The sequence below is a fragment of the Aquamicrobium sp. YD-1-mutant5 genome (assembly GCF_059509755.1).
Map to the genome: position 1 here is coordinate 1 of NZ_JCAKKP010000015.1, position 26,360 is coordinate 26,360.

Genomic DNA, 26,360 nt, shown 5'->3' on the forward strand with positions numbered 1-26,360 from the left:
CGAGAACCTGTTCGCCAAGCTCAAGGACTGGCGCCGCATCGCCACACGCTACGACCGATGCGCTCACACCTTCTTCTCAGCGATATGCATCGCCGCAGCCGTCATCTTCTGGATCTGACCAATGAGTCCTGAGCCTAGAGGGCTATAGCGAAACCGTAGTTATCATCTTCGCCTCTGCGCGCCAGTTTTCCATAGAAACAAGCATTTGCGCGATACCAGTTACGTCCTGTGTGCCTCACGCTGGGCTATCATAGCACTATGTTAGCTGGTCGAACCGTGGGCGGCGAATCCCCCGTCCTAAGCATTGCGTCCCGTGCCCGACGCCCAAAGCATGGCCTTGAACGCAGACGGCTCCTTGGTGGGAGGATCACCAAGATCCGCGCGAATCTCCCAGACCAACAGAGACCAAAGCTTGTCATGACGCTCTTTGGAAAAGTGCTGACTGTTGGACGTTGCAGTTTCGGCAGTGAAAGCGTGAAGTGCCTTCAGGACGCCATTGCTCCCAATCAAGTGAAGATTGTTCACCGCCGTGGCGAATCGCATCTTGGCTTCGGTTGGGGCGGTTTCGCCCACTATGCCACTGGCTGCGGCGAAGAACTCCTCATAGTAGGTGAGCTTCTTGCCTCGCCAGATCGCTTTTCGTTCCTGATGCTTGGTAAGATAGATGGCACCGCCGGACGCGACGATAGCTGCCAAGGCTGAGATGATTGCGGGCCACATACGTTGTAATTCTAAAGGGTTTTTGGCTGTGTGGCGAGTGTCACGAACCACCTCGCCCCGAGCGGCAAGGTGCTGGACTGGAGGAACCCGCTGTGATTTCGGCGAGTTCCGGTCGATCTTTGGTCTGTATTTTATAGGGTTATAGCGTAGATGTAGTTGTCATCTTCACCCGGTTGGGTGCGCCATTTGTTTACAGTAGAATCAAATATTTCGACGGGCATGTTTTGCGCGCATAGTCTCTATGTTGCGCTGAAGCGCCACCGCGAGCCGTCTCGTTTTGTCCAAAGCACTTTGCGTTTATGCAGAAACAGGCGATATGCTTTAAGTTCTTATTCTTAATGTATGCCGCATTCCCAAGGCTGGCTCCTACTTCGGGCGGCAGGCTTCAGGTGAAGCGGCCGCCGATCAGGCGGCTCCATTCTTCGCCGGCCAGTCCGTTCAGAAACGCCTCGCCGTGTGCCATGGCGTTCAGCAGGGCGGGGTCGCGCGAATGGGCAATGGTGGCGGTTGCTGGCAGAAAGGCCGTGCGCCGCGTCAGCATTGCGGCCAGCAGTTCCGGCTGAGTGCGCCCGCGCAGCGCCGCGACGCCACGATTTGCTGCATGTTCGACCAGGCAGTCGATCACCGCGCCGGCCTGCCCGGAGCGGGACATGATCTGGAAGACACGCCCGATGCCGCCTTTCAGGACATGATATGCGAAAGCGCCGACGCTTGCGCCGCTCGCGGTGGTGACGCTGGCCATGACGAACTGGCCCCAGTCCGGCTTGTCGGCGGCATCCGAAAGAATCCTATCCAGAGCGACGGCCGGCCAGTGTGGTTTCAGTGCAAAGTGGGCTGTGATAGGCTCCACCAGTTCCGCAAATTCGGCCCGGTTGATTTCCTGGGTACGCAGCGCGACCGGAGCCATGCCGGTAAGGGCGGTGGCTGTCCAGCGTGCCTCTCCCGCCTTGAGCCTTTTGCGCCAGAAATTGTCTGTTGCGAATGCCAGCGGATTGAAAAGCCGGGCGGGAGAGAAGCGCTGGCCGATCATGCTCATCGCAAATGAGCAGGGGCGGATGATGCGTATCCAGTCGAGGCTGTACTGGGGCAGGGTTATGCCGCGCAACCTTGTCCACATCTGGGTGGATATGTGATTGGCCGTTTCGCTGAACGAGAGGTCCTGCGGCCCGTCCATGAATGCCTTCATGAGGCGGGCGCCTGCCATGGGATCGCGGTTTCCTTCCGCGACCATGAACGAGCTGCATATGGCGGCGCGCAGTTTCCGGTCGTTCCATGCCATCGGCAACACATGCACGCCGATGAACCCCGAAACTTCACCCGCATCCGTGACGTGGACGAGCGAGGTGATGTCATCACCGCAACCGGGCGCGCTCAGGTAGAAACTGCGCATGTAGTCGAGGAGCGAGGCCGGCGCCGGACTGTTCTTGTGGCGCAGAACCTGCTGCAGCATGTTTGCCACGACGGGAAGATCCTGCTCAGTCAATGCACGGATAGTGCTCAATGCCGATCTCCCAAAGCGCCGCGCAACGCAAATTTCCGTTGCGCACGCACCTGTTCCTGCAAGTTCACCCACGTCCTGCGGGGGGCGGAAACTGGCCGGTGTCCTGACATTGATCCCCCAGTCTGCTTTTTCCTGTATTGCCGGCAGCAGGGCTACCAGCAACGGGTAAACGGCTTGTAGCATCTATCGTTAAACAGAGGCTTATCGCTGTTTCCGTCTGTCCGCGGTAAGGACGATTGCAAGGTTTGGGAGCGCGGCCTTTCCAGCATCCGCCGGAACCGATATGAGATGCCACTACAGACAAGAGGATGAGAGCGCTCGCATGACGGTTTTGGTGACGGGTGGTGCTGGCTACATCGGCAGCCATATGGTGTGGGAACTGCTGGATTCCGGCGAAAAGGTCGTCGTCATCGACAATCTGTCGAAGGGTTTCGACTGGGCGGTGGCGCCCGAGGCGCTGCTGGTACAGGGCGATGTCGCCGATTCCGCGCTGGTTGGCGGCCTCATTCGCGAGCACGGCGTGGATTCCGTCATTCACTTCGCCGGATCGATCGTGGTTCCGGAATCCGTGGCGGATCCGCTTGCTTATTACCAGAACAACACCTGCAAGACGCGCACCCTCATCGAAACCGCTGTGCAGGCGGGCGTCGGCAATTTCATCTTTTCCTCGACCGCCGCCGTCTATGGCGATGCTGGCATCGAGCCGGTCAGAGAAGAGGCACGTCTCAACCCTGAATCGCCTTATGGCCGCTCCAAGCTGATGAGCGAATGGATGTTGCGTGACGCGGCCGCTGCGCATGATCTGCGGTTTACGGCGCTGCGCTATTTCAACGTTGCCGGTGCCGACCCGCAGGGGCGCACGGGCCAGTCCACGCCGGGCGCCACGCATCTGATCAAGATTGCCTGCGAAACGGCACTTGGCAAACGCCCCTTCATGCAGGTTTACGGTACGGATTACCCGACAGCCGACGGAACCTGTGTGCGGGACTATATTCATGTCAGCGATCTTGCGCGGGCGCACCGGCTTGCCCTGCAACGGTTGCGGGCGGGCGGAGACAGCATGATCGCCAATTGCGGCTATGGTCACGGCTACTCGGTTCTGGAAGTCATCCAGGCGGTCAGGCGCGCCTTTGGCGGCGATTTCGAATTGCGCAATGGCGATCGCCGTCCCGGCGACGCGGCCTCCGTTGTCGCCAACGCGGATCTGGCGCGCAGCGAACTTGGCTGGGCGCCGCAACATGACGACCTCGGGCAGATCGTTTCCGATGCGCTCTCCTGGGAACGCCGGCTTCAGACCATGAATTCGGTGCGCGGCTGACGATATCGTTCCTGAAAAGGATGACGGGGCATCCGGTGCCTGAAACGCTGACTTAACGTGATTTTAAGTCTGTTTGCGCATAGGTTGTTTACCATCCGGCAAATTGCCGTCATCGCTTTTCGGGGCTCGTGCGCATGGCATCTCTTTCGGGCAACAGACCCGGCAGACAGATCGATTCCACCGTCGATCTCTACGATCTGGGCAGGACGCTCCTGCGCCGGCGCTGGACGATACTCTTTTGCGTGGTGGCTGTGACCGGTCTGGCCTTCGCTGCACTGAGCACGATAGCGCCCCGCTATTCCGCCACGGCGCGCATTCTCATCGATCCGCGCGAGCAGCGCGTGGTGCAGAACGAAATCGTCCAGCAGGGGCTGGGCGGCGATATGGCGCTTGTCGACAGCCAGATCGAGGTGATCACCTCCGAGACCGTGCTTGGCCGCGTCGTGGAAAGCATGAATCTCGCTGACGATCCCCAGTTCGGAGGGCAGCCCGGTGGAGGGCGCACGGCTGCCGACATCGCGATGGAAGGGCTTGCCCGGGCCACCGAGGTGACGCGCCGCGACAACACCTATGTGATCGAGATCAGTGTCACCACCCGGGAGCCGGCCAAGTCCGCGCGCCTCGCCAATGCGATTGCGGCTGCCTATGTAGCCGACCAGATTTCGTCGGCCGCCAATTCCGCACGCGATATCAGCGCTGCCATCCGCAGCCGGCTTGCCGAGCTGCAGAAGCAGCTGAACGATGCCGAGGAAGGGATCGAAACCTTCAAGCGTGAACACAATATTTCGCTCACCGAAGGCCAGACGCTGGGCGATCGCCGGCTGACCGATCTTTCCGCCCGGCAGTCGGAGGCGCTGGCACGCGTCAATGAAGCCAATTCCCGCCTTCAGGTGCTTGAAGAGAGCCTGCGCACCCGTGGGTATGTGGGCGCGACGGTTTCCGATGCCGGCAGTGCCATGGGCGCGTTGCGTACCCGTCTGGCGGATGCAAGGCAGCGGCTTGCCGATCTTCAGAATGTTCTGGGCCCCCGTCATCCACGCGTCACCGCCGCCATCCAGGAGGTGACGCAGGCCGAAACCGCCATTCGCGAAGAAAGCGGCAGGCTGGTGGCAAGCGCGCGTGACGATCAGCGGATTGCAGTCGATGCGCTGAACAAGATCAACGCAGAACTTCAGAGCGCCACCACTGCATCGTTCTCGACCAATCAGGATCTGATCAGGCTGCGCGAGCTTGAACGCGAGGCGCAGTCGATCAGGCTCGTCTACGAATCCTTTCTCGTACGCGCGCAGGAAACAGCGCAGCAGGAAGGCATTGCCGCGCGCACCGCCCGCGTGATCGCGGAAGCGGCAGTGCCAGCCGCTCCCTCGTTCCCACCCCGCATGCCGCTTCTGATCGCCGCCGTCTTGATGGGGCTGTTCACCGGCATACTGATGGCGATCCTGCTCGACTTTTTCGCGGGTCTTCTGGGACGGCGCGCAAACAGCGCAGCGCTGATGCCGAGACCCGGCGCGGAAGTTCAGCTCAACGGCCTCGTTCTGGTGACGACGCTGCATGATCCGGTCACGGCCCGTCAGGGTGCGCTGGACCTTGCGCAGGGAGCCGCATCGCGTGGCCGGCGCACGATCTTCATCGATCTGGCCGAAGACGCACCCAGAACGGTTCCCGGGCTGGCCGACATCGCACTCGGAGAAATCTCCGCTTTCGGTGCGGTAGAAGCCGATCAGGACAGTGGGCTCCATGTCCTCAACATCGGGCGCTCGCGCGCCGTCGAACGTCTTTCCCGTCGTGAGGTTTCCAACGTTATCGAAGCCGTCACAGCCGAATATGACGACGTCGTGGTCAATATCGGTGAACTCGAAACCGAGCACGGCCTGCCTGCCCGAACCGTTGCCGAACTGACCCGCAACGCGGCTCTTGTGGTCAATCCCGGACGCGTCGATGCACGCGAACAGCGCATGGTCGAGGCATTGTCAAATGATGGTGCCGTAACTGTCTCACTGGTGGCACGCGGTGAAGCCAGCCGCTTCGACAAGGTGGCCTGAGCCGGACTTCCGGCTTGATGGTTGCTTAGATATGTGATGCCACGGGGTTCATGCCGTGGCGATCTCGTTCATCCCTGCGAGCAAGCGGACGCTGCTCGCAGCAATGTGCAGATCGTTCACTCGTCGTCGAGCGCGGCATGGGTGTCATACCATCCCGGAAGGCCGATGTTCCCCAGCTTGCCAGCATGCCACAGGAATTTGTGCAGACCGGGAACCCGCATCAGGGGTGACCCGCTGCCAAACAACCGGTACTTCCTGAAAATGGTTCGATAGTCGTCCAGAATTCCTTCGTAGCTGACCCAGCTTTGCCTGACATCGTCGCCAAAGGGACCGGACGAGTCTGCGGGGAACGTGTATGAAAACTGCTCGCCGTTTTTCCGGGCGAACACACCTTGCCTGCCGGGGATGTATTCCTGCTGGACGGCCTTGAAACGGCTGTAGCCCAATGTCCGCAGCCGATCGCATTCTGCGATAACCTCGCCAAGATCTTCCTTCGAGGATTCGATGGAAATGTATTTCGGCCTGTCAGGAAAACTGGCCAGAACCTCCAGCACGTACTGATCCGCACCCTCGATGTCGATCTTCATGTAAAAAGGCATCCCGAATTCGCGAATGACTTCCTCAACATCGATACGTCGCGCGGTAATCTTTTTTGACGTGGCTCCGGCTTTCTCGTTGCGTTCGACCCAGTCCTTGTCGATTGTGCCCCAGACCGAGCGTTCGTTGACAAAGAATGTCAGCGTATCGCCTGCCGAAGCAGGAGCCACAGCGCCTTCCATGATGGTAAGCGTTCCGGTTTCGGTCTGCGCGGAAAAGCGGTTGCGGCATGCCTGAGCCAGTTCCGGGTTTGCTTCGAACGAGACCACCCGGAAGCCTTTTTCCAGATAAAATGCCGTATCTTCGCCCTTGTGCAGCCCGAAATCGAACACCAGATCGCGTTTCAAAAGCTGATCTCCCCGCAAATCAAATTGTTGGCCCATGTTATGAGCACCTATAGGCTCCGGGCTTTACGAATTTCATAAGCATGGCCACTTTTGCCATTCGCTGTTTCAGGATTCTTTGCTCCGCAGCCTTCTGATCGAGAATGCGGCGAACGCAACATAGGCAATGAACGACATCAGCCACGCTATAACGCGGGCGATGACGATGCCTTTCGCGCCCTGATCCTGCAAAAGCCATGTGCCGATGATGAAGGTCGCCGCCCAACCGGCGGTGATGGTGAGACCCGTCCACATATGGCCGGATGAGACGGGAACCTGTCCGAGCGGCAGGGCGCAGGCGATCATTGCCGAGGCGAAGACCACGATCATGAAAACGGGCCAGTCGCGCGCGGGATCGAGCTTGAACACCAGCAGGAACCAGTCGCCGAACAGTATCATCACCGACACGAAGCCTATGGCGATGACAAGGTTGGTGCTGATGCTCATCGCCAGTATGTTGAGGACGCGCCGGCGATTGCCCTCGCCGAAGCCGGTGGACAGCATCGGGATCAGCACCTGCACCACGATCTGCGGGGCAAACAGCAGCAGCGTCTCCAGTTGCATGGCGATGAAATAGAGGCCGACCTGCTCCAGCCCGTCCGGCTTGTTGACCACGATGGTGGTGCAGATCCAGTTCACCGGCTCATACAGGATGCTCGCCAGCAACGCCGGTATGGCGTAGCGCGTGATCATCCGCCATTGCGAGAGCGCCCCCCGGAAGGCGAGCGGGACGCCATGGGCTTTCAGCGCCCGCATCATCGCCGGCATGGTGATGAAGCAGCCGGCGAGATAGGCGCAGCCAAGCGCGATGAATGCGCCGGTCAGGCCATGCAGATAGAGGCCGGCCGGCACCGCCGCTATCATCAGCGCGCCCATGATGATGTTGAGGCGGGCGATCGCTCGGAATTCCTGAAGACCGCTCAGTATGGCCGTCTGGACGCTGTTCAGCGCGCTGACCACGATGATGGGAGCGATGACCCTCAGGTAGAAGCCGAGCTGCGGCTGCCTGAGCAGGCGGTTGGCGATATCGTCTGCGAGGCAGAAGATGACCAGGCCCAGAAGCGCGCTGGTCGCGGCGACCAGAATGAGGGCCATGCCGGCCAGCCGCCCGGCCGTTTCCGGATCGGTCGTGGCATAGGCGGCGACATTGCGGGTCGCCATCAGGCTGACGCCGGTGGCTGCCAGCATGCTCGCCGAAACCAGCGTACCGTAGGTGACGCCGAATTTGCCGACCGCTTCGATGCCGAACCAGTGCGAGATCAGAATGGTCGTGATCATCGGGGTCAGCCGCACGGCCACCGTGCCGAGTACGGACCAGACAAAGCCGAAGCTGAATCTGCGCAGATCGGCCGACTGGCTGATCAGTGTCCGTATTGGGCGCATCAAGATATCTTCCCCGTTTCAGGTCCCCGTGCCAGCTTTCTATCAGCAATTTATGAGGCAGCCGTTATCGGCTGCTTTATTGTCGGCAAAGACGGGTCGGGCCAGAGCGGGCTCATATCTGCCGCAGGCTCGCTACATGCGGGCAGCTTGCCCGTGCTGAGCAGATAAAGGTGGGTTGCGCCGCTCCTGAGCATTAAGCCGGCCTTAGCATTTGAAGCCCATTACTATCGACCGGGGTTGGGAGCATTGGAACAGTCCGGACATTGGCCGGTTCGATGCTTAACAAAAAGGTATTGGAGCATGTTTTTGCGTGTCCAGGAGGGCGTGCGGGGCTCTGAGGGGCGATGATAGTCTTGCTATGAGCACGATTGATGTCTTGGTGCCCGCACAGGCGGTATGTCGTATACATCTGGTGATCGCAGAACGGCTTCGCGAAAAGGGTCACGATGTGACGCTTGTCGGCGTGGACGCGCCAGGCGTGCCGGGCGTGCTCGAGAACATATTGTTTCTGGAGCGCAGGATGCTTTGCATCCGTTCGCACAAGCTGATGGAGCGCATCCGCGATGTGCAGCTTCATCCGGCGCGACCCGAAGCAGGCCTGCGCATCAACCTTTCGGGAAGCGGTGAACAATTCACATCCCCGGTGCTCACGCCTAAATTTGCCGGCTGCAATTCGATCGCTCAGGCGGCCAGGCTCCTGATGATGGGGCGCCTTCCGGACGTGGACATCGTGCTCGACGAGGGCCGGTCTGTCGCCCACGCCGCCCCGATGGTCGATAGCCGCCTTTCTGTCTTCCGCGGAATCAACGACGTGCTTGCGCGGGTGGCAACGCTGATGGTCGATACGGCGCATCGCTATGTTTCCGGCGAACGGCTGGGCTTCGTGCCGCCAGGCGCTCAGGCTGAACCGTCTCCGACGAGTGCCGATATTGTCGGCTCCTACATCCTGTCGATGATGCCGAGGCAGGCGCGTGGCGCGTTCATGCGGATTGGTTTCCACCTGCATCGCTGGAACGTCAGCTACAGGTTCCACAAGGGCAGGCGGGTCGCCGACACCGGTCTTCTGGCCGGAGAGCCATGGATAACCCTGCCCGACGATGGCAAGCGCTTCTATGCCGACCCGTTCCTCTTCGAATGGCAGGGACGCTATTTCATCTTCGTGGAAGACTGCCCCCATGGCAGTGACAAGGCAGTGTTGTCGGTGGCCGAGATATTCGAGGATGGCACGGCGACCGTTCCCAGATGCGTCATCGACGAGCCCTATCACCTTTCCTATCCGCAGGTGTTCTCCCATGACGGCGAGATCTGGATGTTGCCGGAGAGCGGATCCGGAAACAATCTGGTTCTCTACCGGGCCGAGCATTTTCCGGACCGGTGGGTGCGGCACTCCGTGTTGCTGCCCGACTGCGAGATTTTCGACGCCACCTTGCTGAAGCACGGCGGGCGGCTGTGGCTGTTCGCAAGCCAGCGCGACGGCTATGGCAGCGCCTCCGATACGATGGCGGTGTTCCATTCCATCTCCCTGCACGGCCCCTGGATTCCCCATGTCGCAAATCCGGTCAGGATAGATCGCGCCGCAGCCCGGCCCGGAGGACATTTCGTGCAGGTGGGCGACCGGATCGTTCTGCCGCTGCAGGACGGAACGCATGATTACGGCGGGGCGCTTGGTCTGGCCGATCTCGTGGAACTCGACGAAAGCAAGGTGCGCCTGACGCCGCCGGTGCCGGTTCTGTCTTCTGGCAAAAACCCCTATCCGCGGGTTCATACCCTCAACAGCACCGCTCATCTTGAGGCCATCGACTGCATTTCGCCGATGATGCGCAACAGGCTGCGCAGGGCAGGGTGAGCATGCCCGCTGCGATCCGCGTCCTGTGCATCGTGCCGCGCGGCCTGAAGGGGCGCGGCGGCATCGAAACGCTGTTCTCGCATGTCGACGAGGAACTGCGTGCGCATCCTGAACTGGGCCTCGTAATGGAGTTTCTGGCATCACGCGGTGACGCATCCGGCGCGGGCTGGGTGCTGCACTTCCCTTTCGCTTTCCTGCGCTATGTGTGGATGGTAGCGACCCGACGCTACGACATCGTCCACCTCAATGCCGCGACCAATGCTTCGGCGTGGCGCAAATGGATGATGCAGGGCGTAGCACGCCTCTTCGGCGTGGCGACCGTGGTGCATTTCCATGGCTCGGCCTTTCCGAAGCCGGGTGAAAAACAGCCAGGCTGGGTACCGGTTCTGAGGCAGGTTTTCGAGCGTGCGTCGGCCATCATCGTGCTTGGAAACTACTGGCGCGAATTCGTCGCCCGCTTCTATGGCATGCCCGCCTCACGCTTCGATGTGGTCGCCAACGGCGTCGCCGATTTCGCACCGGATGCGCCGCTGCCGCGCAAGGCGGGTGAGCCCGTGCGGCTGCTGTTCGCCGGCAATCTGACCGATGCGAAAGGGGCCGGCGCACTGCTGCAGGCGTTGTCGCTTTTGCCGGCCGACCTGCCCGGCTGGCATATGACCTTTGCGGGCACCGGCGATGTGCAGGGCTTTCGTGATGAGGCTTCAAAGCTTGGCCTGTCGGAGCAGGCTAAATTCAGCGGCTGGATTGCGCGCGATGCGATCCTGCCGCTCTACAGGCAGGCCGACATCGTCGTGCTGCCCTCCCGCAACGAGGTGCTGCCCGTCTGCCTTCTGGAAGGCGCATGCGCGGGCGCAGCACTCGTTGCGACACCGGTGGGCTCCGTGCCGGACGTGCTGCATGAAGGCGAAAACGGCCTGCTGATCCGACCGGACGATCCGGCAAACATCGCCGAAGCGCTGGCACTGCTGATTTCCGATACCGGGCGCAGGGAAACGTTCCGGAAAGCGTCGCGCGCGATCTATAAGGATCGTTTCGGCCTCGAATCGATGGTTGCCGCGCTGAAGGGCGTCTATTCCAAAGCTCTCGAAGGTCGCAAATGGCGATCTTCGGGTGATTAACCCATCTGTTCCGGTTCCGAATCGATCTCTCAGGCGAGCGTCGGGCGGAAGATGCGGAAGAACTGTTCGAGATTGGCGAGCGCCCACAGAACCTTTTCATGGTTCTGCACGCCGCCGGTGTGCTCGGCCATCAGCCGGTCGATTTCGCGCGCTTCGCAGACCTGCCGCACGGTTGAATCGCCGGACTGCAGAAGGTCGCGCATCTGGTCTGCCATGCCGGTGCGGAACCATTGTTCAACCGGCACGCGGAAGCCAACCTTCTTGCGAGTGACGATGGCCTCGGGCAGCATCCGGGATGCCAGCACGCGCAGCACGCGCTTGCCCTTCGGAGCGCCGGTCAGGAACGCATCGGGGAAACGGGCGACGAGTTCGGCCAGCTTCACATCCATGAACGGCATGCGACCTTCTATGGAGCCGGCCATCATCATACGGTCGCCACGTTCCAGCAGATTGTCGGGCAGCCATGAGGTCTGGTCGAAATGCAGCATCCGCTTCAGGAGGCTGGCAGCGCCGGCAGCATCGAAGGGCAGGGAATCGGGCTGGCGCGAAGCCGGTGCTCCCCGGTAGAGCGCTTCCGCCAGATCGGCGTCGCCGCCGCCGAACCATGCCACCATGCGCGCCTGATAATCGCGAATGCCGGCCACGCCCGCCACGGTCTTCACGCGCCTGAGCGAATAGGGCAGGGCGCGCGCGCCGGGGGCGATAATCGCATCATGCAGGAAGCCCGGCATCAGCCGCTGGTATAGGGCCACCCATGGCTCGGCGCGATGCTTCGGATAGCCGCCCAAAAGCTCGTCGGCGCCTTCGCCCGTCAGCACCATCTTGACGCTGTGGCTGGCCATTCTGGACAAAAGCAGCACCGGCAGGTCGGAAGGCTCGGCGACGGGCGCACCGCGCCGTAGCACCGCTTCCTCCCACACGGAGGTGAAGTCGTTCAGGCCGACGGAAAGTTCGTGATGATCGGTGCCGAAGGCTTTGGCGACCTGCGCGGCATAGGGCAGTTCGGAAGAGCCCGGCACATCGAAGCCAACCGAGAAGGTGGAGACCGGCTTGCTCACATGCCGGCTCATCAACGCCACGATCATTGAGGAATCGAGCCCGCCCGACAGATAGGCGCCGAACGGGGCGTCCGAGCGCAGACGCAGTTGCACCGCCTCGTCGAGCTGTGCGGAGAACAGGCGCAGCGCCTCGTCGAAATCGGTGACGTCCGGCGAGGTTCGCGAAAACGGCGTGGTGAAATAGCGCGTCGTGGAGACGGTGTCGCCATCCAGCACCATGAAGGTGCCGGGTTGCACCTTGACAATGCCTTTGAAGAAGGTGGCCGGCCCCGGCACATAGCGATAGCTCAGATATTCGCGCAGCGAATCCCGGTCGAGCCGGTCATCGATGCCCGGAAACCTGCGCAGCGGCTCGATTTCCGAAGCGAAGGCATACACGCCTTCGGCCCGGGCGACGAACAGCGGCTTCTTGCCGAACGGATCGCGGGCCGCGATCAGTCGGCCGCTGTGGCTGTCCCACAGCAGGAAGGCGAACATGCCGTTGAAGCGGGAAAAGCATTCCTCGCCCCAGGCACGCCACGCCTCGATCAGCACTTCCGTGTCGCCCTGCGTGGCGAAGCGATGGCCACGCTCCACGAGTTCCGCGCGCAGCTCGATATAGTTGTAGATCTCGCCATTGTAGACGATCGTGTAGCGACCATCATGGGAGTGCATCGGCTGCGCGCTGCCTTCGATGTCGACAATCGACAGGCGGCGGTGGCCGAGCCCGACCTGCCAGTCGCCATCGGGGCTGCGGGCGGTAAAAGTACCGCGTCCGTCAGGTCCGCGGTGGGCCAGAAGGTCGGTGGCCGTGTTCAGTTCGGCATCGAGCGACAGGCGCGATCTGGCATGAAATCCGAAGATGCCGCACATGGCGCGCGCCTCTACTGTTTGCCGTGGGTTGCCGCGGAACCGTTCACGGCATCCCCGGCGGCAACAGTCTTCCTGCCCGTGAACAAGGCCTCATAGGCCGCCAGCAGCTTGGGAGCTTCGTAATTCCAGGCGAGCTCCTTGCGGACCCGTTCGCGTCCGAACGCGCCCATGGCAGCGCGGCGTTCAGGATCGTCGAGAAGGTCGGCGATCTTGTCACCGAAGTCTGCCGGATCGGTGCAGGTGGCGTAGAGCGAGGCTTCCTGCGCCGAGAACCGCCCCTCGCGCAGATCGTACTGCACGATCGGCTTTCCGAGCGCCATGTATTCCATGATCTTGTTCATGGTCGACTTGTCGTTCATCGCCGTAGGCCGGTCGGGGTTGACGCAGACATCGGAGGTCGAGAGCGCGGAGAACAGTATTTCGTCCGGGCAGCGTCCGGTGAAAGTGACGTAGTCGCCCAGCCCCATCGCCACGCTTTCGGCCCTGATCGCCTCCAGCTCCGGGCCGCCGCCGCAGATGACGAACTGGATGTCGTCGCGCTTGCGCAAATTGACCAGATGGCTGACCGATTCCAGCAGGAGGTCGAGCCCTTCCTGCTTGCCGATGACGCCGACATAACCGACGACGAAGCGGCGGCCGTTGCGCCATTTCGCATCCGGCTCCACCTCGCGCACGCGGTCGAGATTGGGACCGGAGCGCACGATATGCACCTTGTCCGGGTCCATGCCGCCCCGGGTGATGGCGATCTCGCGATAGCTCTCATTGGTGGCAAGCGAGCGGTTGGCGGTGCGGAACGACAGCTTCTCCAGCCACACCATCAGCTTCCAGCCGAAATCGCGGCGGCCGAACTTGGCTTCATAAAGCTCGGGGTTGATGTCGTGGTGATCGAACAGGAATTTCTTGCCGAAAAGCCGGTAGAAGCCGCCGATCAGGAAGATGGTGTCGGGCGGATTGCAGGCGTGGATGACATCGAAGCCGCGCTGCCACAGCACCTTGAGCGACAGCAGGAACTCCCAGAACAGGGCGGCACTGTATTCCACGGCATAGCCCAGCACGCCCTCGGCATCGAGCGGCAGGGAATGGCGGTAGATGTGGACGCCGTCGATCACCTCGTGGGAGGCGGTCGAGCCCTTGCCCTTCGGGCAGATGACCGAGACCTGATAGCCGGCTTTGACAAGCGTGGTTGCCTCCGACCAGACCCGCCGGTCGAAGGGAACAGGCAGGTTCTCGACGATGATGAGGACGCGCCTACCAGTTGATGCCGTCATAAGTCCCCGCAATCGCGTCGGTGTTCGGCAGCCGCGCCATGTCGAGCAGCACCTGGCCGGGCCGCATCTTGTTCACCACCGCCTCATATTCGGGCGAACGGCTGGTGGCGACCAGAATGTCGGCATGCTTAACCACGTCGTCAACCGACGGCACCATGAGCTGGGTGACATGCGGGATGGCATTCATCAGATAGGCCTTGTTGGCGCCGACCAGCTTCGCCAGCGAGACGTTCTGGTCGAAGATGCGGATGTCGCAGCCCTTGCCGAGCAGGCGCTCGATCAGCTCCAGATAGGGGCTTTCGCGCAGGTCGTCGGTGCCGGCCTTGAAGGAGAAGCCGAGGAAGCCGATGTTGCGCTTGCCGTGGCCGAGCACCCATTGCAGCGCGCGTTCGATCTGCTGCTTGTTGGACGGCATCAGCGATTTCAGCAGCGGCGCCTCCACGTCATGCTGAATGGCATAGGCGTTGATGGCGCGCACGTCCTTGGGCAGGCAGGAGCCGCCGAAGGCGAAGCCGGGCAGCAGATAGGCATTGGAGATGTTGAGCTTGGTGTCAGCGAAGAACACCTTCATCAGCTCATGACTGTCGACGCCGGCCGCCTTGCAGATATTGCCGATCTCGTTGCCGAAGGCGACCTTCAGCGCATGCCATGTGTTGTCGGTGTACTTCACCAGTTCCGCCAGCCGTGGCTCGGTGATGATCGTCTGTCCGGGCAGGCCGGCATAGAGGTCCAGCAGGCGCTGGCGGGTCTGTTCGTCGTCGGTGCCGATCACGGTCTTGGCGGGGGTGTTGAAGTCGGCGACCGCCGAGCCTTCACGCATGAATTCGGGATTGGAGGCGACGCCGAAACCGACGCCCAGCTTCTTGCCGGAAGCTTCTTCCAGTGCCGGCACGACGATGTCGGCCAGCGTGCCCGGCAGCACGGTCGAGCGGATCACCACCGAATGATAGCTGTCCTTTGTGGCAAGCACCGCGCCGATCTGGCGGGCGACGGCTTCCACCGCTGAAAGGTCGAGTGAGCCGTTTGGCCGCGAAGGCGTGCCGACGCACAAAAGCGACAGGTCGCTGCCCATGACCGCTTCTTCCGTCGAGGTGGTCGCCTTCAGGCTGCCTGCGGCGACCTTGGCCGCTACCAGTTCGCCAATGTCCTTCTCGATGATCGGGCTCTGGCCCGCATTGACGAGCGTGACCTTGGACTCGCTGACGTCGCAGCCGATGACCTCATGGCCGCGTTCGGCCAGGCAGGCAGCGCAGACTGTTCCGACATATCCCAGTCCGAAAATAGAAACTTTCATTTATGCTCGACCATTTGCCCTGTTTCCGCAAACGTGGCGGAATTACCTGTCCTGCCCATTGGCAACCCATGTACCTGTCACAGGTAAAGGTCACGTTACGGGTGACAGGATTATCGAACAGCGCCACCGCAGCGCCGACGCCGGCGCGCGCACAACAACGGTTGCGGCCTCCTGCAGGATGCCGAAGCCGGGAGAATGAAAACCGCGCCCCGAGACCGCGTCGGCGCGGATGATTTCGATGGCCGCACCTTCCGGCGCGGCGAGCGTGAGTTCATGCCGTCCATTGCGGCTTGCCTGCACCTCACCCTGCGCGGCCGACACGTCGAGGCCCGGCGCGAGCAGGAATGCAATCTCAACCTCTCCGGCAGGTTCGGTTCCGCTCAGGCTGTCGGTGATGTCGAAGCCGGTGACCGTCTCCGTGATCTCGCGGCGATGGATGACCCCGAAGCGCTTTTCATACCCGTCATGGGAGGCCGAGATGGCGAGCGGCAAACTGTCCGCCTCTTTGTCGAGCGTGGCCCGCGCCCGGCGCGGCATCCAGTTGAAGGGGCCGGATGGCTCGCTCTGGCTGACCCCGCCCAGAGTGAGGGTGTTGTGCACCGGCGTCACGCGAAAGCGGCGGCGGTTCTCGCCTTCGGAGTGGTAGAGATAGGTTCCCGCATCGACCAGCATCGGCCGGCCGTCGAGCGACAGCCAGACCGAAAGCGCATCGGCATGGCCATGCGCGGCAAGCGCACCGAACCCCAGCGGGCCATGATCGAAGGTGAAATGCACGCGCCGGCCGGCGATCTCGCCGCGCCGGATGGTGTAGCCGCCTTGCGCGAAGATCGTCGTGCCGTCCGCGGGGACGGGGCCGGGTGGCGGCGCTGCGAAGAGGATGTCGCGCCAGTGCGGATCGCGGATATGCGGTGCAACATCGGGACGTTCGAGGAAGCCGGCGATTGAGGCCGCAATGGAGGCGGCATAGCGCGGCTCGTCGCTGCCATGTGCCATCAGAACGCGGCTCTGGTCGTCGTCGCCGATCAGCGGCACGATGCCGTCATCGTCGAGGAAGGCGCAAAGCGCCTGCGCGGCCTTCGCCAGTCGCTCGCGCACGGCGGGCGAGGCGGCGTCCGCGCCGATGGCAGCGAAGCCGACCAGCAGCATTTCCAGCGTGAAGGCCGAATAGGCGGGCGACTGTTCCTTCCCGATGCCATCCTCATGAAAAAGTGCGAGCGCCCTGTCTTCGAGACGCGCCCGGCCCTGCGCCAGCCATGCCTGCGCCTTCGCATGACCGGGCAGCAGGCGCGCAGCCAGGGCAAGCCCCATCGCCTCGGCGACGAGATGGTTGTTGGCAGAGGAAAACAGCGAGGGAAAACGCGCCAGCCATGTGCCATGCGCGGCCACGAAAGCGGCGAGCTTCTCGCCTGTCGCACTGTCGATCCACGGATCGAGGGCGCTGACGATCACGCTCAATGAAACAAGTCTGTAGCCAGCTTCTATTCCCGAATACCAGTTCACGCCCCGGCCGGGCGGATTGACCTCCATCCATGAAAGCACAGACCGTATGACGGCACCGGCAAGAGCGGCGTCCTGCGCGCGGCGGGCATGGATGGCGGGTGCCGCCAGAAAATGCAGACGGTTTGCCTCGGCGACATATTTGACGTCGCGTTTGTCCCCCTCAAAGCGGAAATCGATGTCGAAGGCCGACACTTCCGCGCCCGGCCAGCCTGTGCCGCTGACCGGATCCAGCGTCCAGATGGACGGGGCGATGCCGCCGCCGGCGTCGAGGACTGATCCCGGCCAGTCGCGGTTGAGCAGCCTCAGCTTGCCGGAGCCGAACGTGTCGGCGGCATGCGCCAGCTGCGCCGAAATCATTGCCGGCAAATCGTTTTCGAACAGCGGGGCGAACATCGGCAGCACCTGCGGCCGCGCGCCCGGCATGGCGAACTGCACCCAGCCGCCATTCTCGCGCCGGGCGGCACGCCGTGCAATCTGCTCGCGAATCCGATGGCCGATCTCGCCGCGTTCCATGACGGCGAGGCGACGTGCGTACCAGCTTAGCCGTCCCAACATGAAAGTGCCTTAGCAGGGTGCGGTTGCGTTAGAATTAATGTGCCACGGCCCCGCTGGGGAGATGGGTCAGTTGCGGATCTTCTTCCGTCTCGCCAGCAACCCGGCGTAGATCTCTTCCACGGTGTCCGCCAGATGCGCATATTCGCGGTTGGCCTTGATCCATGGGGGGCCTTTAGCTCCCATTGCCTCGGCCTTTTGCGGGTCGTCGAAAAGCCGCGCTACGGCCTGCGCCATGGCCTCACCTGAAAAGGCGGTGATGTACCCGGCGCCGCTGCAATTGATGACTTCGCTCTGGTCATAGTGAACGGTCGCCACCACCGGCCTGCCCATGGCCAGATACTCGACCAGCTTGGTCGGGGTCGCGACCTGCTGGGCGGCGTCCATCTCAAAAGGCGACAGGCACACATCCACCCGCTTGACCCAGCCAAGCGCTTCGGCAAGCGGCAGGCGTCCGGTGAAGATCACCCGTTCGGATATGCCAAGCTTTTCCAGCTGTTCCATGAAATTGTCGCGCTCGAAATCGGGCACTGCGCCGATGATGACCAGCACTGCGTCGTAGCCTTCGGCCACAAGTGCAGCCAGCGCCTGAAAGGTCAGGTCGGTGGTGATGCTGAAAACATCCGCGCACATATAGGCCATGCTTTTCCTGCCCGTCAGGCGCGGATCGTCTGTCGGGACAATGGATTGCGCATTGTAACGCCCGGTGGAGACGCCCATCGGGATCGGCGTCATCTTCTGCATGGGTATGCCGCGAAAACCGACGCGCTCGCGCATGCGTTTCGACTGCACGATGACGTGGTCGGTGAGCGGCAGCCCGACATGGTAAAACAGAACGCTGCCCAGGGTGGCGTAAAGCATCCGCAGCAGCCGCGAGGGCCAGCTCATCGGAACGAGATTTTCCACGGCGATGCGCAGGCGCGCTTCCAGCACCGGATAGCTCATCCAGAACAGGCAGGGCGTGCCTGAGATTTTCGCGGCGAGAGCGTAGGTGATCACCCACAGTGGCTGGTCGCGGACCTGTACGAGGTCATAGCGGCCGCGCGCGACCTTCCACGCCAGTTTCAGCCGCAGCCAGTTCTCAGCCAGCATGTACCGCACGGAGCCGAGGCGCTTCGCCTTGGCGCGGTGAGCCAGATAGAAGCGTTCGTTTCCACGCTGTTCAACCCGGGCCGGGCCGTCCTGATAGGGGCGCAGGCTCCAGTCTATCTCAAGCCCGCGACCGACCAGATGGTTGGAAAACAGCTCCACCAGATCGACACGGAAGGGCGGATAGTCGTCCGGTGCGACGAACAGCATGCGCACTCCGGCCAGAGGGGCGTCGGAGGCAGGGGATGGTTCAGGGACAGTCGCGGAAGATGGGGACCGGCGCGTCATTGCTTGCTCATCTGGACAGGCGGCGAGAAACGTAGTCCTTCACGGTTTTCAGGCTCTGCCATAATTGTCTGTTGCGCCGGATGCGGTCTTTGACGGCCTCGCCGAGGCGCATCGTTGAAACCGCTACTGATCCAAGGGGAGTGAAAACAGCATAGGCATCGTCGAGTTCGTGAATGATATCGCACCAGTGTGTCTTGTAGTCTTCATAGCCGATGCCGAGATCGTAGACAGTCATGCCACGTTCGCAACTGTGCTCGATATGACGGAAGGTGAGTACGTTGCCGGGGCTGTGTTGTGCAAGCTCATCGAGCGCGAATGCCGTAAAATAGCTGTTCATATGGCCGCGACAGATGCCCGATCCGGTAACGGCCCGCGTTTTCCCGTCGACTGAAAGCGAGGCAATCTCCAGGAGAGGCTCATCCGTGCCGATGGAGCGATCTATGAGATCGTGAAAGAAGGCGGTAACGCCCGGTTCTGCGAAACTGTTGGGTTTGCCCTGCTCGGCAAGACGGAGCGCTTTTTGCTCGAAGAAGAAATCGAGAGCTGCATGTTCCTCTGCGGGGTCCAGCAGCATCTGATAGCGGACCTCGCCGGTTGCGCTCATCTTGCGCTCCTTGGCCTTCACTCTTTTCCGGCGATTGCGCCCGTCACGGCTGTGAAGAAGGGCGTCGAAATCGCGGGACAGCGCGAACGCATAGCCTTCGGTCGCGCATGGGATTGAGGACAGTGCGCCGAGAGGCTGGGCGATATCGTCGAAACAACGCGGCATCTGCCCAAGCAGCGCACAGTCCGCGTTACCGAGTGCCTTTCCAAGTATCCGCTCGATGACGGGACGGGACAGGCTGCGCATTCTCGCCGCGCCCTCCCGGCTCCACAGTCCGAAATTGTAGCTCGTATGCTTGCCGCCAATCCATCTTGCGATGCGCAGCGGTCCGGTCTTCGATATGGCGAGCGGCAGGATGAAGGCCGGTTCTCCATCGAGCCGTCCAAGCAGGATGGACGCCCTGGCATTTTCATGCGGCAGGACATGGCGCACATAGGCATCGACCCAGTCGTAACGCTGAAAGACCGTGCCGCAGCCGGTTGCCTCCATCTGCCTCCATTCCGGCTCGATCAGCGACGGCATGTCAAACGCCTGCACCTCAAAATGGGGCGACCCGGAACTCTGCCGGGTCGTTTTCACCGGTGCGGACGCCCGCATTTCCTGCGGTGGTGTCATCTCCTGTGCTCCGTAAGTGCGCTGTACGGCCGAGATACGATGCATCCTGTGAAACCCGCCCCGACTATGCTGCTCCCGCCCCACCCCTAACCTATACGTTTTAAGGAATGGTCTAGGAATACGGGGGTCAGCGTTTCTCAACTCTGACTTGTCCTGCCTCCGGCTGCATTTGTGGTGCGTCGTGGTTAACCGACAGGGTTAAGTTCGTTTTAACATTTTTAAATCATTATCCATGTCGCGATCAGATGGCAGCCGTTGCGCCGTCGTTCTGGTGATCTAGGGGTGATGTATGTCTGATCTTTCCATAAAAGCGGCACTTGCCGTGATTGCAACTTTCGCCGTCGCGCCGGTCTTTGCCGCCGACTATGTTCAGCCGCCGGTTGTCATAGAAGAGCCTGTGGTCGTGGAGCAGCCGGTGGAGTTCGGCGGCTGGTACATTCGCGGTGATGTGGATTATCACAAGTCGAAAATGCGCGGCTCGGAGTACATCACCTATGGTGCGCCGTGCGGCCCCGGTTGTGGCGGAGCGGGCGGCACCAAGAGCTTCGACAAAACGGAACTCAAGAGCACATTCTCGATCGGCGCCGGTGTCGGCTATCAGCTCAACCGGTATTTCCGCACGGATCTTACGATCGATTACTGGTCGAAGTCCAAGTTCAAGGGCAGCACGTCCGATGATGGCAACTATGGTTGCGGCAGCCCCACCATTCCCTGCCAGTCCGTCGACCGTGCAAAAATGTCCGCGCTCGTGCTGCTTGCCAATGCCTATGTCGATCTGGGCACCTGGAACGGGCTGACGCCTTATGTCGGCGCAGGTATCGGCGGCGCCCACATCAAGTGGGGCGATCTGGAGAATGACGCCAATGTCGGCTACGCCGTTCACAAGGGCAGCAAGAACTGGCGCTTTGCTTATGCGCTGATGGCCGGTGCATCCTACTGCCTGACCGAAAACACCATGATCGATGCCGGCTATCGCTTCAGCCGCATCAATGGCGGGCGCATGTTCGAATATAATGGCGCCGGTCCGGGCTTCGACAAGGGCTTCAACACCCATGAGGTGCGCGCCGGACTGCGCTACAATTTCGGCGGCGCCAGCCAGTGTGCCCAGCCGGAAACCACAGTCTATGTGCCGGAGCCGATCTACACCAAGTAGGCTGGCCAAAGCTTTTCAGATCAGGAGGCCGGGCGGCAGTGCTGCCCGGCCTTTTTCAATTCGGCGTCGGGTGTTGCCGGCCCCTGGGCGGCCGATCTCAGATCACCACCGTGACCCATGCAAACGTCTGTTCCGCATGTTCGGCCATGGCGTCGCGCGCGGCCGCCGGCTGACGATTGCGGATCGCTTTGACGATCCTGTCATGATTGTAGGGAGTGAGGTTCTTGGCGGCCGCCGGCTTGGCTGCCGACAGGATGAAATTCGTCACCTCGACCTGAATTTCCGTTTCCTGCTTGAGAAGCCGCGACGATCCCGACACTTCGGCGATGACCATGTGAAAGCGGGCATCGGCGAAACGCATGTCCGGAAATTTGGGCAGCAGATCGTCATATTCCCGTGCCGCCTGCTCGATGCGGACGAAATCTTCCTCCGTACCGCGCTCGGCGGCCAGATAACAGGCCTCGCCGGAAATGGCGCGTCGCCAGTCGGTCAGATCGCGCAATTCCTCTCGCGTCAGCCGCAGGCGGCGCGCGGCATCGGCCAGACGCTCGCCCACGTCCTCAGCGATGAAATTGCCGCCATTGCGGCCGCGTACCGTGGTGAGCAATCCCATGTCGCGCATGGCGCCGAGCGCGATGCGGGCCGTCATCGGGGCGACGCCCAGCATTCTGGCCAGCTCGTTTTCGGGCGGAAGCTGCTCGCCGGGGCTGAGTTCGCCCATGGTGATGGCTTCGCGCAGGCGGCGGAACACCATGTCCGGCGCGCTGTTTCCTTCAGCGGAAAGGGGCTTCAGAAATTTCATTTGACCATTAAACTATAGATGTTAAATGTTATTTGATTAACAGTTGGAATGCAATGCCCCAAACTACCTCTGAACACAAGCCGGCGGGTCCCCGCATTCTCGTCTCCGGCTCCCTCGCCTCTCCTTATGCGAGCGATTATCTGGCCTGCACCCTGCGGGAGTTTTCGGATTCCGCCTTTGCCGGGCTGAAGGCCGCCGGCGCCTCGGTTTCCTTCGTCGAGGCGTCCGCGCCGCAGCTCACCCCGCGCGAGGCGCTCGAAGACGTCGACGGAGTGCTGATGCTTGGCGGCGCCGATGCCGATCCGCAGACATACGGACAGCAGGTCGTGGCCGACAGCGTCTACGGCATCCATCGCGCGGCCGATGACTACGAGATCGGGCTTCTGCAGCTTGCGCGGGAGAAGGATCTTCCCATTCTGGGCATCTGCCGTGGCATGCAGCTTCTCAACATCGCTGCCGGTGGCGATATGGTTCAGGAGATCGGTGGCGGCACCATGCACTATCTCAATGCCGACAATTCGGTGATGACCGCGCATCCCACCGAAATACTGCCGGATACCCGCCTTGAAGAGGTTTACGGGGCCGGCGAAATCATCGTCCGCTCCGGCCATCATCAGGCCGTGTCGAAGGTTGGCGAGGGGCTTCGCGTCGCGTCAAGGGCGGCGGACGGCATTGTCGAGGCACTGGAGGGCACCGGCGACGCGTGGGTGGTGGGTGTTCAGTGGCATCCTGAAGACCCCAAAGCCTCGCATGAAGATTTCGAGCGGCTTGTGGGCGCGTTTCTCGCTCATTGCTGCCGCGCATAACAACATAAGACAACGATCAGGGAGATCACTTCTATGAAGTCATTTGCATTGCTGGCCGCGGCCGGCGCGTTTGCCGTTTTTGCCGGTGCTGCCGCTCAGGCGGCCGAATATGGCAAGTGCGAGCCGCAGGGCGAGCGCGGCAGCATCAAGCTGGAAACCATTGCCGCCGATACGCTGACCGTGGCGACGGTGCTGCCCAATCCCGGCTGGTACAACGGCGTGTCGCCCGAAAAGATCGAGGATGGCTTCGAATATTGCATGAGCGCCGAGATCGCCCACCGTGCCGGCCTCGACAAGGTGCGCCTCGTCAATATGGCCTGGGATCAGTACATCTCCGGCACCGCTTCCAACTATGACATCGGCATTGCCGGCACGACCATCACCGAAGCCCGCAAGCAGGTCTTCGATTTCAGCCAGCCTTATTTCTCGTCCAATCTCGGCGTTGCCGTGAAGAAGGGCGCCGACGTGACGGCTGAGAACATCCGCACCAAGCGCATCGGCGTTCTGCAGGGCAATATGGGTTCGGACTGGGTCATCGGCACGCTGAAGCCCGAGCAGCAGCCGGGGCTCTACCAGTCGCAGCCCGACATGGTCACGGCGCTGATCGCCGGTCAGGTGGATGCCATCATCTCCGATACGACGCTGGTTCTCTCCGCCACCAACGGAACCAATGGCATGATCGAAGTCATCGGCCAGTTCGAGCTCGATCAGGGTTATGGCATCGTGCTGCCGAAGGGCTCGGCCAATGCCGCCACGATCGATCAGGCGGTCGCGACCTTCCGGGAAGACGGCACGCTGGCCGGTCTGTCCGCCAAATATCTGACGCCCCTGTTCGGCGTCGATCCGGCGACCATCCCCGTCTGGAAGCAGGACTGACTTTATCCCTTCCGCCCATCGGTGCGGATCTGATTCCCAACAGCGCTGCCCGGATCGTCATGCGGTTCCGGGCAGCCGGTTTATCAACTGACAGATTGGAGTTGGCATGACCTCGCTGAGCCCTGCACCGCGCAGTCGCGGTCTGGCGGTTTTCGCCACGCTGCTGGCCATAGCCTTGCTCGTTGCCGTTGCTGCGGTGGGAGAAAGTGTTCGCGCAGGCATAACCACCAGCCCGGAGCTTTCCACGTTCAGTCTCTGGGTGATGGCAGCGGGATTGGCGCTCGGCGCCGTGACCCTGTGGGCCGCCGTGAGCGCGCTGCGTCATTCTTTCCGCAGTGCCCGTGAAGAAGCCGCCGGTGAGGTGCTCGCCTCCCGCGCCAGCGCTGCGCAGTCGCGCCAGCAGAGCTTCGTCACCTTCGGGCTGGCCTTCGCGATCGTGATCGCCTTTGCCCTGATCCAGCTCGTGCTGATCAACGACGGCAATATCCAGCGCACCTTCCTGCGCGGCGACCTGATGGCCTCCAGCGCGCTCGACATTGCGCGTGCCTTCATCGTCAACATCCGGCTGGCCTTCATCTCGGGCGTCATCGTTCTGGTGTTCGGGCTGGTTCTGGCCATTGCCCGCATGATCCCGGGCAAAGCCGGCGCGCCGGTCAGGTTTCTGGCCGTCGCCTATATCGACCTGATGCGGGCGGTACCGGCCATCATCGTTCTCTATCTGATAGGTTTCGGCCTGCCGCTGACCAATCTGCCGCTGCTGAGCGGGCTCAATGCCGAATGGTTCGCGATCATGGCGCTGTCGCTGACCTACAGCGCCTATGTGGCCGAGGTTTACCGCTCCGGCATCGCCTCCATCCACCCCTCGCAATGGGCGGCCAGCCGCTCGCTCGGCTTCTCTTATCTGCAGACGCTGCGCTTCTTCATTCTGCCGCAGGCCATGCGTCTGGTCATCCCGCCGATGCTGAGCACCTTCATCGCCCTGCAGAAGGACACTTCGCTGGTCAACGTCATCGGCACGCTCGATGCCTTCAACCAGGCGAAGTTCTACGCGTCGAGCACGTTCAACCTGTCGTCGGTGACAGTGGTGGCGATCCTGTTCGTCATCATCACCATTCCGCAGACCCGCTTTGTCGACTGGATGCTTGAGCGTGGCGCCAGCCGCCGCAAGGGAGCTTGACCATGGCTTTCATCGAACTTTCGGGCATCGAGAAGAGCTATTTTGGCCATCAGGTGCTCAAGGGCATCGACCTCGATGTGGAAAAGCATCAGGTGGTGACGCTGATCGGTGCATCGGGCTCCGGCAAGTCGACGCTGCTGCGCTGCATCAACGCACTGGAGACGATCGACCGCGGCACCGTTTCCGTGGACGGCGATGTCGTCTCGGGGCCGGGCGTCGATCTCGACCGCCTGCGCCGCAAGGTCGGCATGGTGTTCCAGTCGTTCAACCTGTTCCCGCACATGACGGTCGAGGAAAACATCGCCGTCGGGCCGATCCGCCTTCTGGGCGAGGATCGCGGGGCGGGGCTGAAGCGGGCGCGCGAATTGCTCGAACGGGTCAACCTTGCGCACCGCGCCAGCTACTACCCCGACCAGTTGTCCGGCGGCCAGCAGCAGCGCGTCGCCATCGTGCGCGCCATCGCCATGCGGCCGGAAGCGCTGCTTCTGGATGAGATCACCTCCGCGCTCGATCCAGAACTGGTGGCAGAGGTGCTCAACATCGTGCGCGATCTGGCCCGCGATGGCATGACCATGATCCTTGCCACGCATGAAATGCAGTTCGCCCGCGAGGTCTCCGACGTCGTGGTGTTCCTTGAACAGGGCAGACTTCTGGAAAAGGGGCCGCCCGCGCAGATCTTCGGCGAGCCGAAGGAAGAACGCACGCGCGCCTTCCTGAAGCAGATCATCGAGGCGGGACGCCTCTGACCGGTTGGGGCCGCGCACAGTGCGGCCCCTGCCTCGTCAACAGCCGGTAGCCGGTGGCTTTGTCTCGACTCGGGCCCCGTTTCATGCCAAGTCCCCGCCATGGCACTGGACATCAAGATTTGCGGGCTGAAGACGGAGGCGGCGCTGGCATCGGCCATCGACGGCAGCGCCAGCCATGTCGGCTTTATTTTTTTCCCGAAAAGCCCCCGCAACGTGACTCCGCAGGAAGCCGGCAGGTTACGCGCACTGGCGCGCGGCAGGGCGAAGACCGTCGCGGTCACCGTTGATGCCGATGACGCTTTTCTGGACGCCATTGTCGATGCGATGCAACCCGACATGCTCCAGCTTCACGGCTCGGAGAAGCCGGAACGTGTGGCGCAGGTCAAGGCGCGCTATGCGCTGCCGGTGATGAAGGCCTTCGCCATTCATGATGCGTCGGATCTGGCGCGGATCGGGCCTTATCGCGGCATCGCCGACCGCTTCCTGTTCGATGCAAAGCCGCCGCCGGGCTCCGAGCTTCCGGGCGGAAACGGCGTACGCTTCGACTGGACCATCCTTGCCGGGCTTGACGCTGGTGTCGATTACATGCTTTCCGGCGGGCTCGACGCTGCCAATATCGCAGAGGCCCTGCGGCTTGCTAATCCGCCCGGCATCGACATATCGTCAGGCGTCGAAAGTGAGCCCGGCGTCAAGGACACGGCGCTCATCGAAGCTTTTTTCAAGGCGGTTGCAGCCGCGCGCGACGACCGTGCAGCCTGAACCGCAGCCTTTT

The 26,360-nt window shown here is 61.9% G+C and carries 21 protein-coding genes and 1 pseudogene; 11 read left to right on the top strand and 11 right to left on the bottom strand.

Going from position 1 to position 26,360, the window contains the following annotated elements:
* Window positions 1–118: pseudogene (locus AC5XE7_RS16935) on the top strand (IS5/IS1182 family transposase); the annotation flags it as partial.
* Window positions 119–297: 179 nt separating this feature from the next.
* Here the strand turns inward: AC5XE7_RS16935 and AC5XE7_RS16940 are convergent.
* The gene (locus AC5XE7_RS16940) at window positions 298–720 is read right to left on the bottom strand and encodes a hypothetical protein (RefSeq protein WP_495366937.1); all 423 of its coding nucleotides are present in this window, start codon (window positions 718–720) and stop codon (window positions 298–300) included.
* A 385-nt stretch (window positions 721–1,105) separates the two neighbouring features.
* On the bottom strand, window positions 1,106–2,221 hold the full coding sequence (locus AC5XE7_RS16945; protein ID WP_495366938.1) for a hypothetical protein: 1,116 nt from the start codon (window positions 2,219–2,221) through the stop codon (window positions 1,106–1,108).
* Window positions 2,222–2,543: 322 nt separating this feature from the next.
* On the opposite strand from AC5XE7_RS16945, the gene galE reads away from it, so the two are divergent.
* Complete coding sequence (gene galE, locus AC5XE7_RS16950; protein WP_495366939.1) at window positions 2,544–3,539, top strand: UDP-glucose 4-epimerase GalE; 996 nt, start codon at window positions 2,544–2,546, stop codon at window positions 3,537–3,539.
* A gap of 134 nt (window positions 3,540–3,673) precedes the next feature.
* Complete coding sequence (locus tag AC5XE7_RS16955; RefSeq protein ID WP_495366940.1) at window positions 3,674–5,581, top strand: GumC family protein; 1,908 nt, start codon at window positions 3,674–3,676, stop codon at window positions 5,579–5,581.
* Window positions 5,582–5,697: 116 nt separating this feature from the next.
* Here the strand turns inward: AC5XE7_RS16955 and AC5XE7_RS16960 are convergent, their stop codons facing one another.
* Both AC5XE7_RS16960 and AC5XE7_RS16965 read right to left on the bottom strand, forming a co-directional pair.
* Window positions 5,698–6,525 (bottom strand): FkbM family methyltransferase, encoded by an 828-nt coding sequence (locus AC5XE7_RS16960; RefSeq protein ID WP_495366941.1) that lies wholly within the window; start codon window positions 6,523–6,525, stop codon window positions 5,698–5,700.
* 105 nt (window positions 6,526–6,630) lie between these two features.
* Entirely contained in the window at window positions 6,631–7,944 is a 1,314-nt protein-coding gene (locus AC5XE7_RS16965; protein ID WP_495366992.1) for an oligosaccharide flippase family protein, read from the bottom strand.
* Between the two features lie 358 nt (window positions 7,945–8,302).
* Here AC5XE7_RS16965 and AC5XE7_RS16970 point away from each other — a divergent pair, with 358 nt between their 5' ends.
* Complete coding sequence (locus AC5XE7_RS16970) at window positions 8,303–9,790, top strand: glucosamine inositolphosphorylceramide transferase family protein (protein WP_495366942.1); 1,488 nt, start codon at window positions 8,303–8,305, stop codon at window positions 9,788–9,790.
* 2 nt (window positions 9,791–9,792) lie between these two features.
* On the top strand, window positions 9,793–10,908 hold the full coding sequence (locus AC5XE7_RS16975; protein ID WP_495366943.1) for a glycosyltransferase family 4 protein: 1,116 nt from the start codon (window positions 9,793–9,795) through the stop codon (window positions 10,906–10,908).
* A 29-nt stretch (window positions 10,909–10,937) separates the two neighbouring features.
* Here AC5XE7_RS16975 and asnB read toward each other — a convergent pair whose 3' ends face one another.
* The 6 genes from asnB to AC5XE7_RS17005 all read right to left on the bottom strand — a co-directional run bounded on the left by asnB (window position 10,938) and on the right by AC5XE7_RS17005 (window position 20,169).
* Window positions 10,938–12,818: an asparagine synthase (glutamine-hydrolyzing) gene (gene asnB / locus AC5XE7_RS16980; protein WP_495366944.1), complete on the bottom strand. Its 1,881-nt coding sequence runs from the start codon at window positions 12,816–12,818 to the stop codon at window positions 10,938–10,940.
* An 11-nt stretch (window positions 12,819–12,829) separates the two neighbouring features.
* Window positions 12,830–14,086 carry a glycosyltransferase family 4 protein gene (locus tag AC5XE7_RS16985; protein WP_495366945.1) on the bottom strand — a complete coding sequence of 419 codons (1,257 nt, stop codon included), beginning with the start codon at window positions 14,084–14,086 and terminating at the stop codon, window positions 12,830–12,832.
* Window positions 14,067–15,380: a nucleotide sugar dehydrogenase gene (locus AC5XE7_RS16990; protein ID WP_495366946.1), complete on the bottom strand. Its 1,314-nt coding sequence runs from the start codon at window positions 15,378–15,380 to the stop codon at window positions 14,067–14,069. Before AC5XE7_RS16990 ends, AC5XE7_RS16985 begins: the two co-directional genes overlap by 20 nt.
* A 90-nt stretch (window positions 15,381–15,470) precedes the next feature.
* Window positions 15,471–17,435 (bottom strand): heparinase II/III family protein, encoded by a 1,965-nt coding sequence (locus tag AC5XE7_RS16995; RefSeq protein WP_495366947.1) that lies wholly within the window; start codon window positions 17,433–17,435, stop codon window positions 15,471–15,473.
* A 66-nt stretch (window positions 17,436–17,501) separates the two neighbouring features.
* Window positions 17,502–18,731 (bottom strand): glycosyltransferase, encoded by a 1,230-nt coding sequence (locus tag AC5XE7_RS17000; protein WP_495366948.1) that lies wholly within the window; start codon window positions 18,729–18,731, stop codon window positions 17,502–17,504.
* 85 nt (window positions 18,732–18,816) lie between these two features.
* Window positions 18,817–20,169 carry a GNAT family N-acetyltransferase gene (locus AC5XE7_RS17005; RefSeq protein ID WP_495366949.1) on the bottom strand — a complete coding sequence of 451 codons (1,353 nt, stop codon included), beginning with the start codon at window positions 20,167–20,169 and terminating at the stop codon, window positions 18,817–18,819.
* 148 nt (window positions 20,170–20,317) lie between these two features.
* On the opposite strand from AC5XE7_RS17005, the gene AC5XE7_RS17010 reads away from it, so the two are divergent.
* Window positions 20,318–21,181, top strand: a complete 864-nt coding sequence (locus AC5XE7_RS17010; RefSeq protein WP_495366950.1) for an outer membrane protein — start codon at window positions 20,318–20,320, stop codon at window positions 21,179–21,181.
* Between the two features lie 97 nt (window positions 21,182–21,278).
* Here the strand turns inward: AC5XE7_RS17010 and AC5XE7_RS17015 are convergent, their stop codons facing one another.
* Entirely contained in the window at window positions 21,279–21,935 is a 657-nt protein-coding gene (locus AC5XE7_RS17015; RefSeq protein ID WP_495917893.1) for a FadR/GntR family transcriptional regulator, read from the bottom strand.
* Window positions 21,936–22,036: 101 nt separating this feature from the next.
* Here AC5XE7_RS17015 and AC5XE7_RS17020 point away from each other — a divergent pair, with 101 nt between their 5' ends.
* From AC5XE7_RS17020 to AC5XE7_RS17040, 5 genes are all read left to right on the top strand, one after another.
* Window positions 22,037–22,789 carry a gamma-glutamyl-gamma-aminobutyrate hydrolase family protein gene (locus AC5XE7_RS17020; RefSeq protein WP_495366952.1) on the top strand — a complete coding sequence of 251 codons (753 nt, stop codon included), beginning with the start codon at window positions 22,037–22,039 and terminating at the stop codon, window positions 22,787–22,789.
* A gap of 33 nt (window positions 22,790–22,822) precedes the next feature.
* Entirely contained in the window at window positions 22,823–23,665 is an 843-nt protein-coding gene (locus tag AC5XE7_RS17025) for an ABC transporter substrate-binding protein (protein WP_495366953.1), read from the top strand.
* 106 nt (window positions 23,666–23,771) lie between these two features.
* Complete coding sequence (locus AC5XE7_RS17030; protein ID WP_495366954.1) at window positions 23,772–24,842, top strand: amino acid ABC transporter permease; 1,071 nt, start codon at window positions 23,772–23,774, stop codon at window positions 24,840–24,842.
* A gap of 2 nt (window positions 24,843–24,844) precedes the next feature.
* Complete coding sequence (locus AC5XE7_RS17035) at window positions 24,845–25,588, top strand: amino acid ABC transporter ATP-binding protein (protein ID WP_495366955.1); 744 nt, start codon at window positions 24,845–24,847, stop codon at window positions 25,586–25,588.
* 99 nt (window positions 25,589–25,687) lie between these two features.
* Complete coding sequence (locus AC5XE7_RS17040; RefSeq protein ID WP_495366956.1) at window positions 25,688–26,347, top strand: phosphoribosylanthranilate isomerase; 660 nt, start codon at window positions 25,688–25,690, stop codon at window positions 26,345–26,347.
* The last annotated feature ends 13 nt before the right edge of the window (window positions 26,348–26,360 follow it).

Bases quoted from the DNA above. Each gene is read 5' to 3' on its own strand.
- AC5XE7_RS16940 (WP_495366937.1), bottom strand. From the start codon at position 720: ATGTGGCCCGCAATCATCTCAGCCTTGGCAGCTATCGTCGCGTCCGGC.
- galE (WP_495366939.1), top strand. From the start codon at position 2,544: ATGACGGTTTTGGTGACGGGTGGTGCTGGCTACATCGGCAGCCATATG.
- AC5XE7_RS16955 (WP_495366940.1), top strand. From the start codon at position 3,674: ATGGCATCTCTTTCGGGCAACAGACCCGGCAGACAGATCGATTCCACC.
- AC5XE7_RS16965 (WP_495366992.1), bottom strand. From the start codon at position 7,944: ATGCGCCCAATACGGACACTGATCAGCCAGTCGGCCGATCTGCGCAGA.
- AC5XE7_RS16970 (WP_495366942.1), top strand. From the start codon at position 8,303: ATGAGCACGATTGATGTCTTGGTGCCCGCACAGGCGGTATGTCGTATA.
- AC5XE7_RS16975 (WP_495366943.1), top strand. From the start codon at position 9,793: ATGCCCGCTGCGATCCGCGTCCTGTGCATCGTGCCGCGCGGCCTGAAG.
- asnB (WP_495366944.1), bottom strand. From the start codon at position 12,818: ATGTGCGGCATCTTCGGATTTCATGCCAGATCGCGCCTGTCGCTCGAT.
- AC5XE7_RS16985 (WP_495366945.1), bottom strand. From the start codon at position 14,086: ATGACGGCATCAACTGGTAGGCGCGTCCTCATCATCGTCGAGAACCTG.
- AC5XE7_RS16990 (WP_495366946.1), bottom strand. From the start codon at position 15,380: ATGAAAGTTTCTATTTTCGGACTGGGATATGTCGGAACAGTCTGCGCT.
- AC5XE7_RS16995 (WP_495366947.1), bottom strand. From the start codon at position 17,435: ATGTTGGGACGGCTAAGCTGGTACGCACGTCGCCTCGCCGTCATGGAA.
- AC5XE7_RS17000 (WP_495366948.1), bottom strand. From the start codon at position 18,731: ATGCTGTTCGTCGCACCGGACGACTATCCGCCCTTCCGTGTCGATCTG.
- AC5XE7_RS17010 (WP_495366950.1), top strand. From the start codon at position 20,318: ATGTCTGATCTTTCCATAAAAGCGGCACTTGCCGTGATTGCAACTTTC.
- AC5XE7_RS17015 (WP_495917893.1), bottom strand. From the start codon at position 21,935: ATGGTGTTCCGCCGCCTGCGCGAAGCCATCACCATGGGCGAACTCAGC.
- AC5XE7_RS17020 (WP_495366952.1), top strand. From the start codon at position 22,037: ATGCCCCAAACTACCTCTGAACACAAGCCGGCGGGTCCCCGCATTCTC.
- AC5XE7_RS17025 (WP_495366953.1), top strand. From the start codon at position 22,823: ATGAAGTCATTTGCATTGCTGGCCGCGGCCGGCGCGTTTGCCGTTTTT.
- AC5XE7_RS17030 (WP_495366954.1), top strand. From the start codon at position 23,772: ATGACCTCGCTGAGCCCTGCACCGCGCAGTCGCGGTCTGGCGGTTTTC.
- AC5XE7_RS17035 (WP_495366955.1), top strand. From the start codon at position 24,845: ATGGCTTTCATCGAACTTTCGGGCATCGAGAAGAGCTATTTTGGCCAT.
- AC5XE7_RS17040 (WP_495366956.1), top strand. From the start codon at position 25,688: ATGGCACTGGACATCAAGATTTGCGGGCTGAAGACGGAGGCGGCGCTG.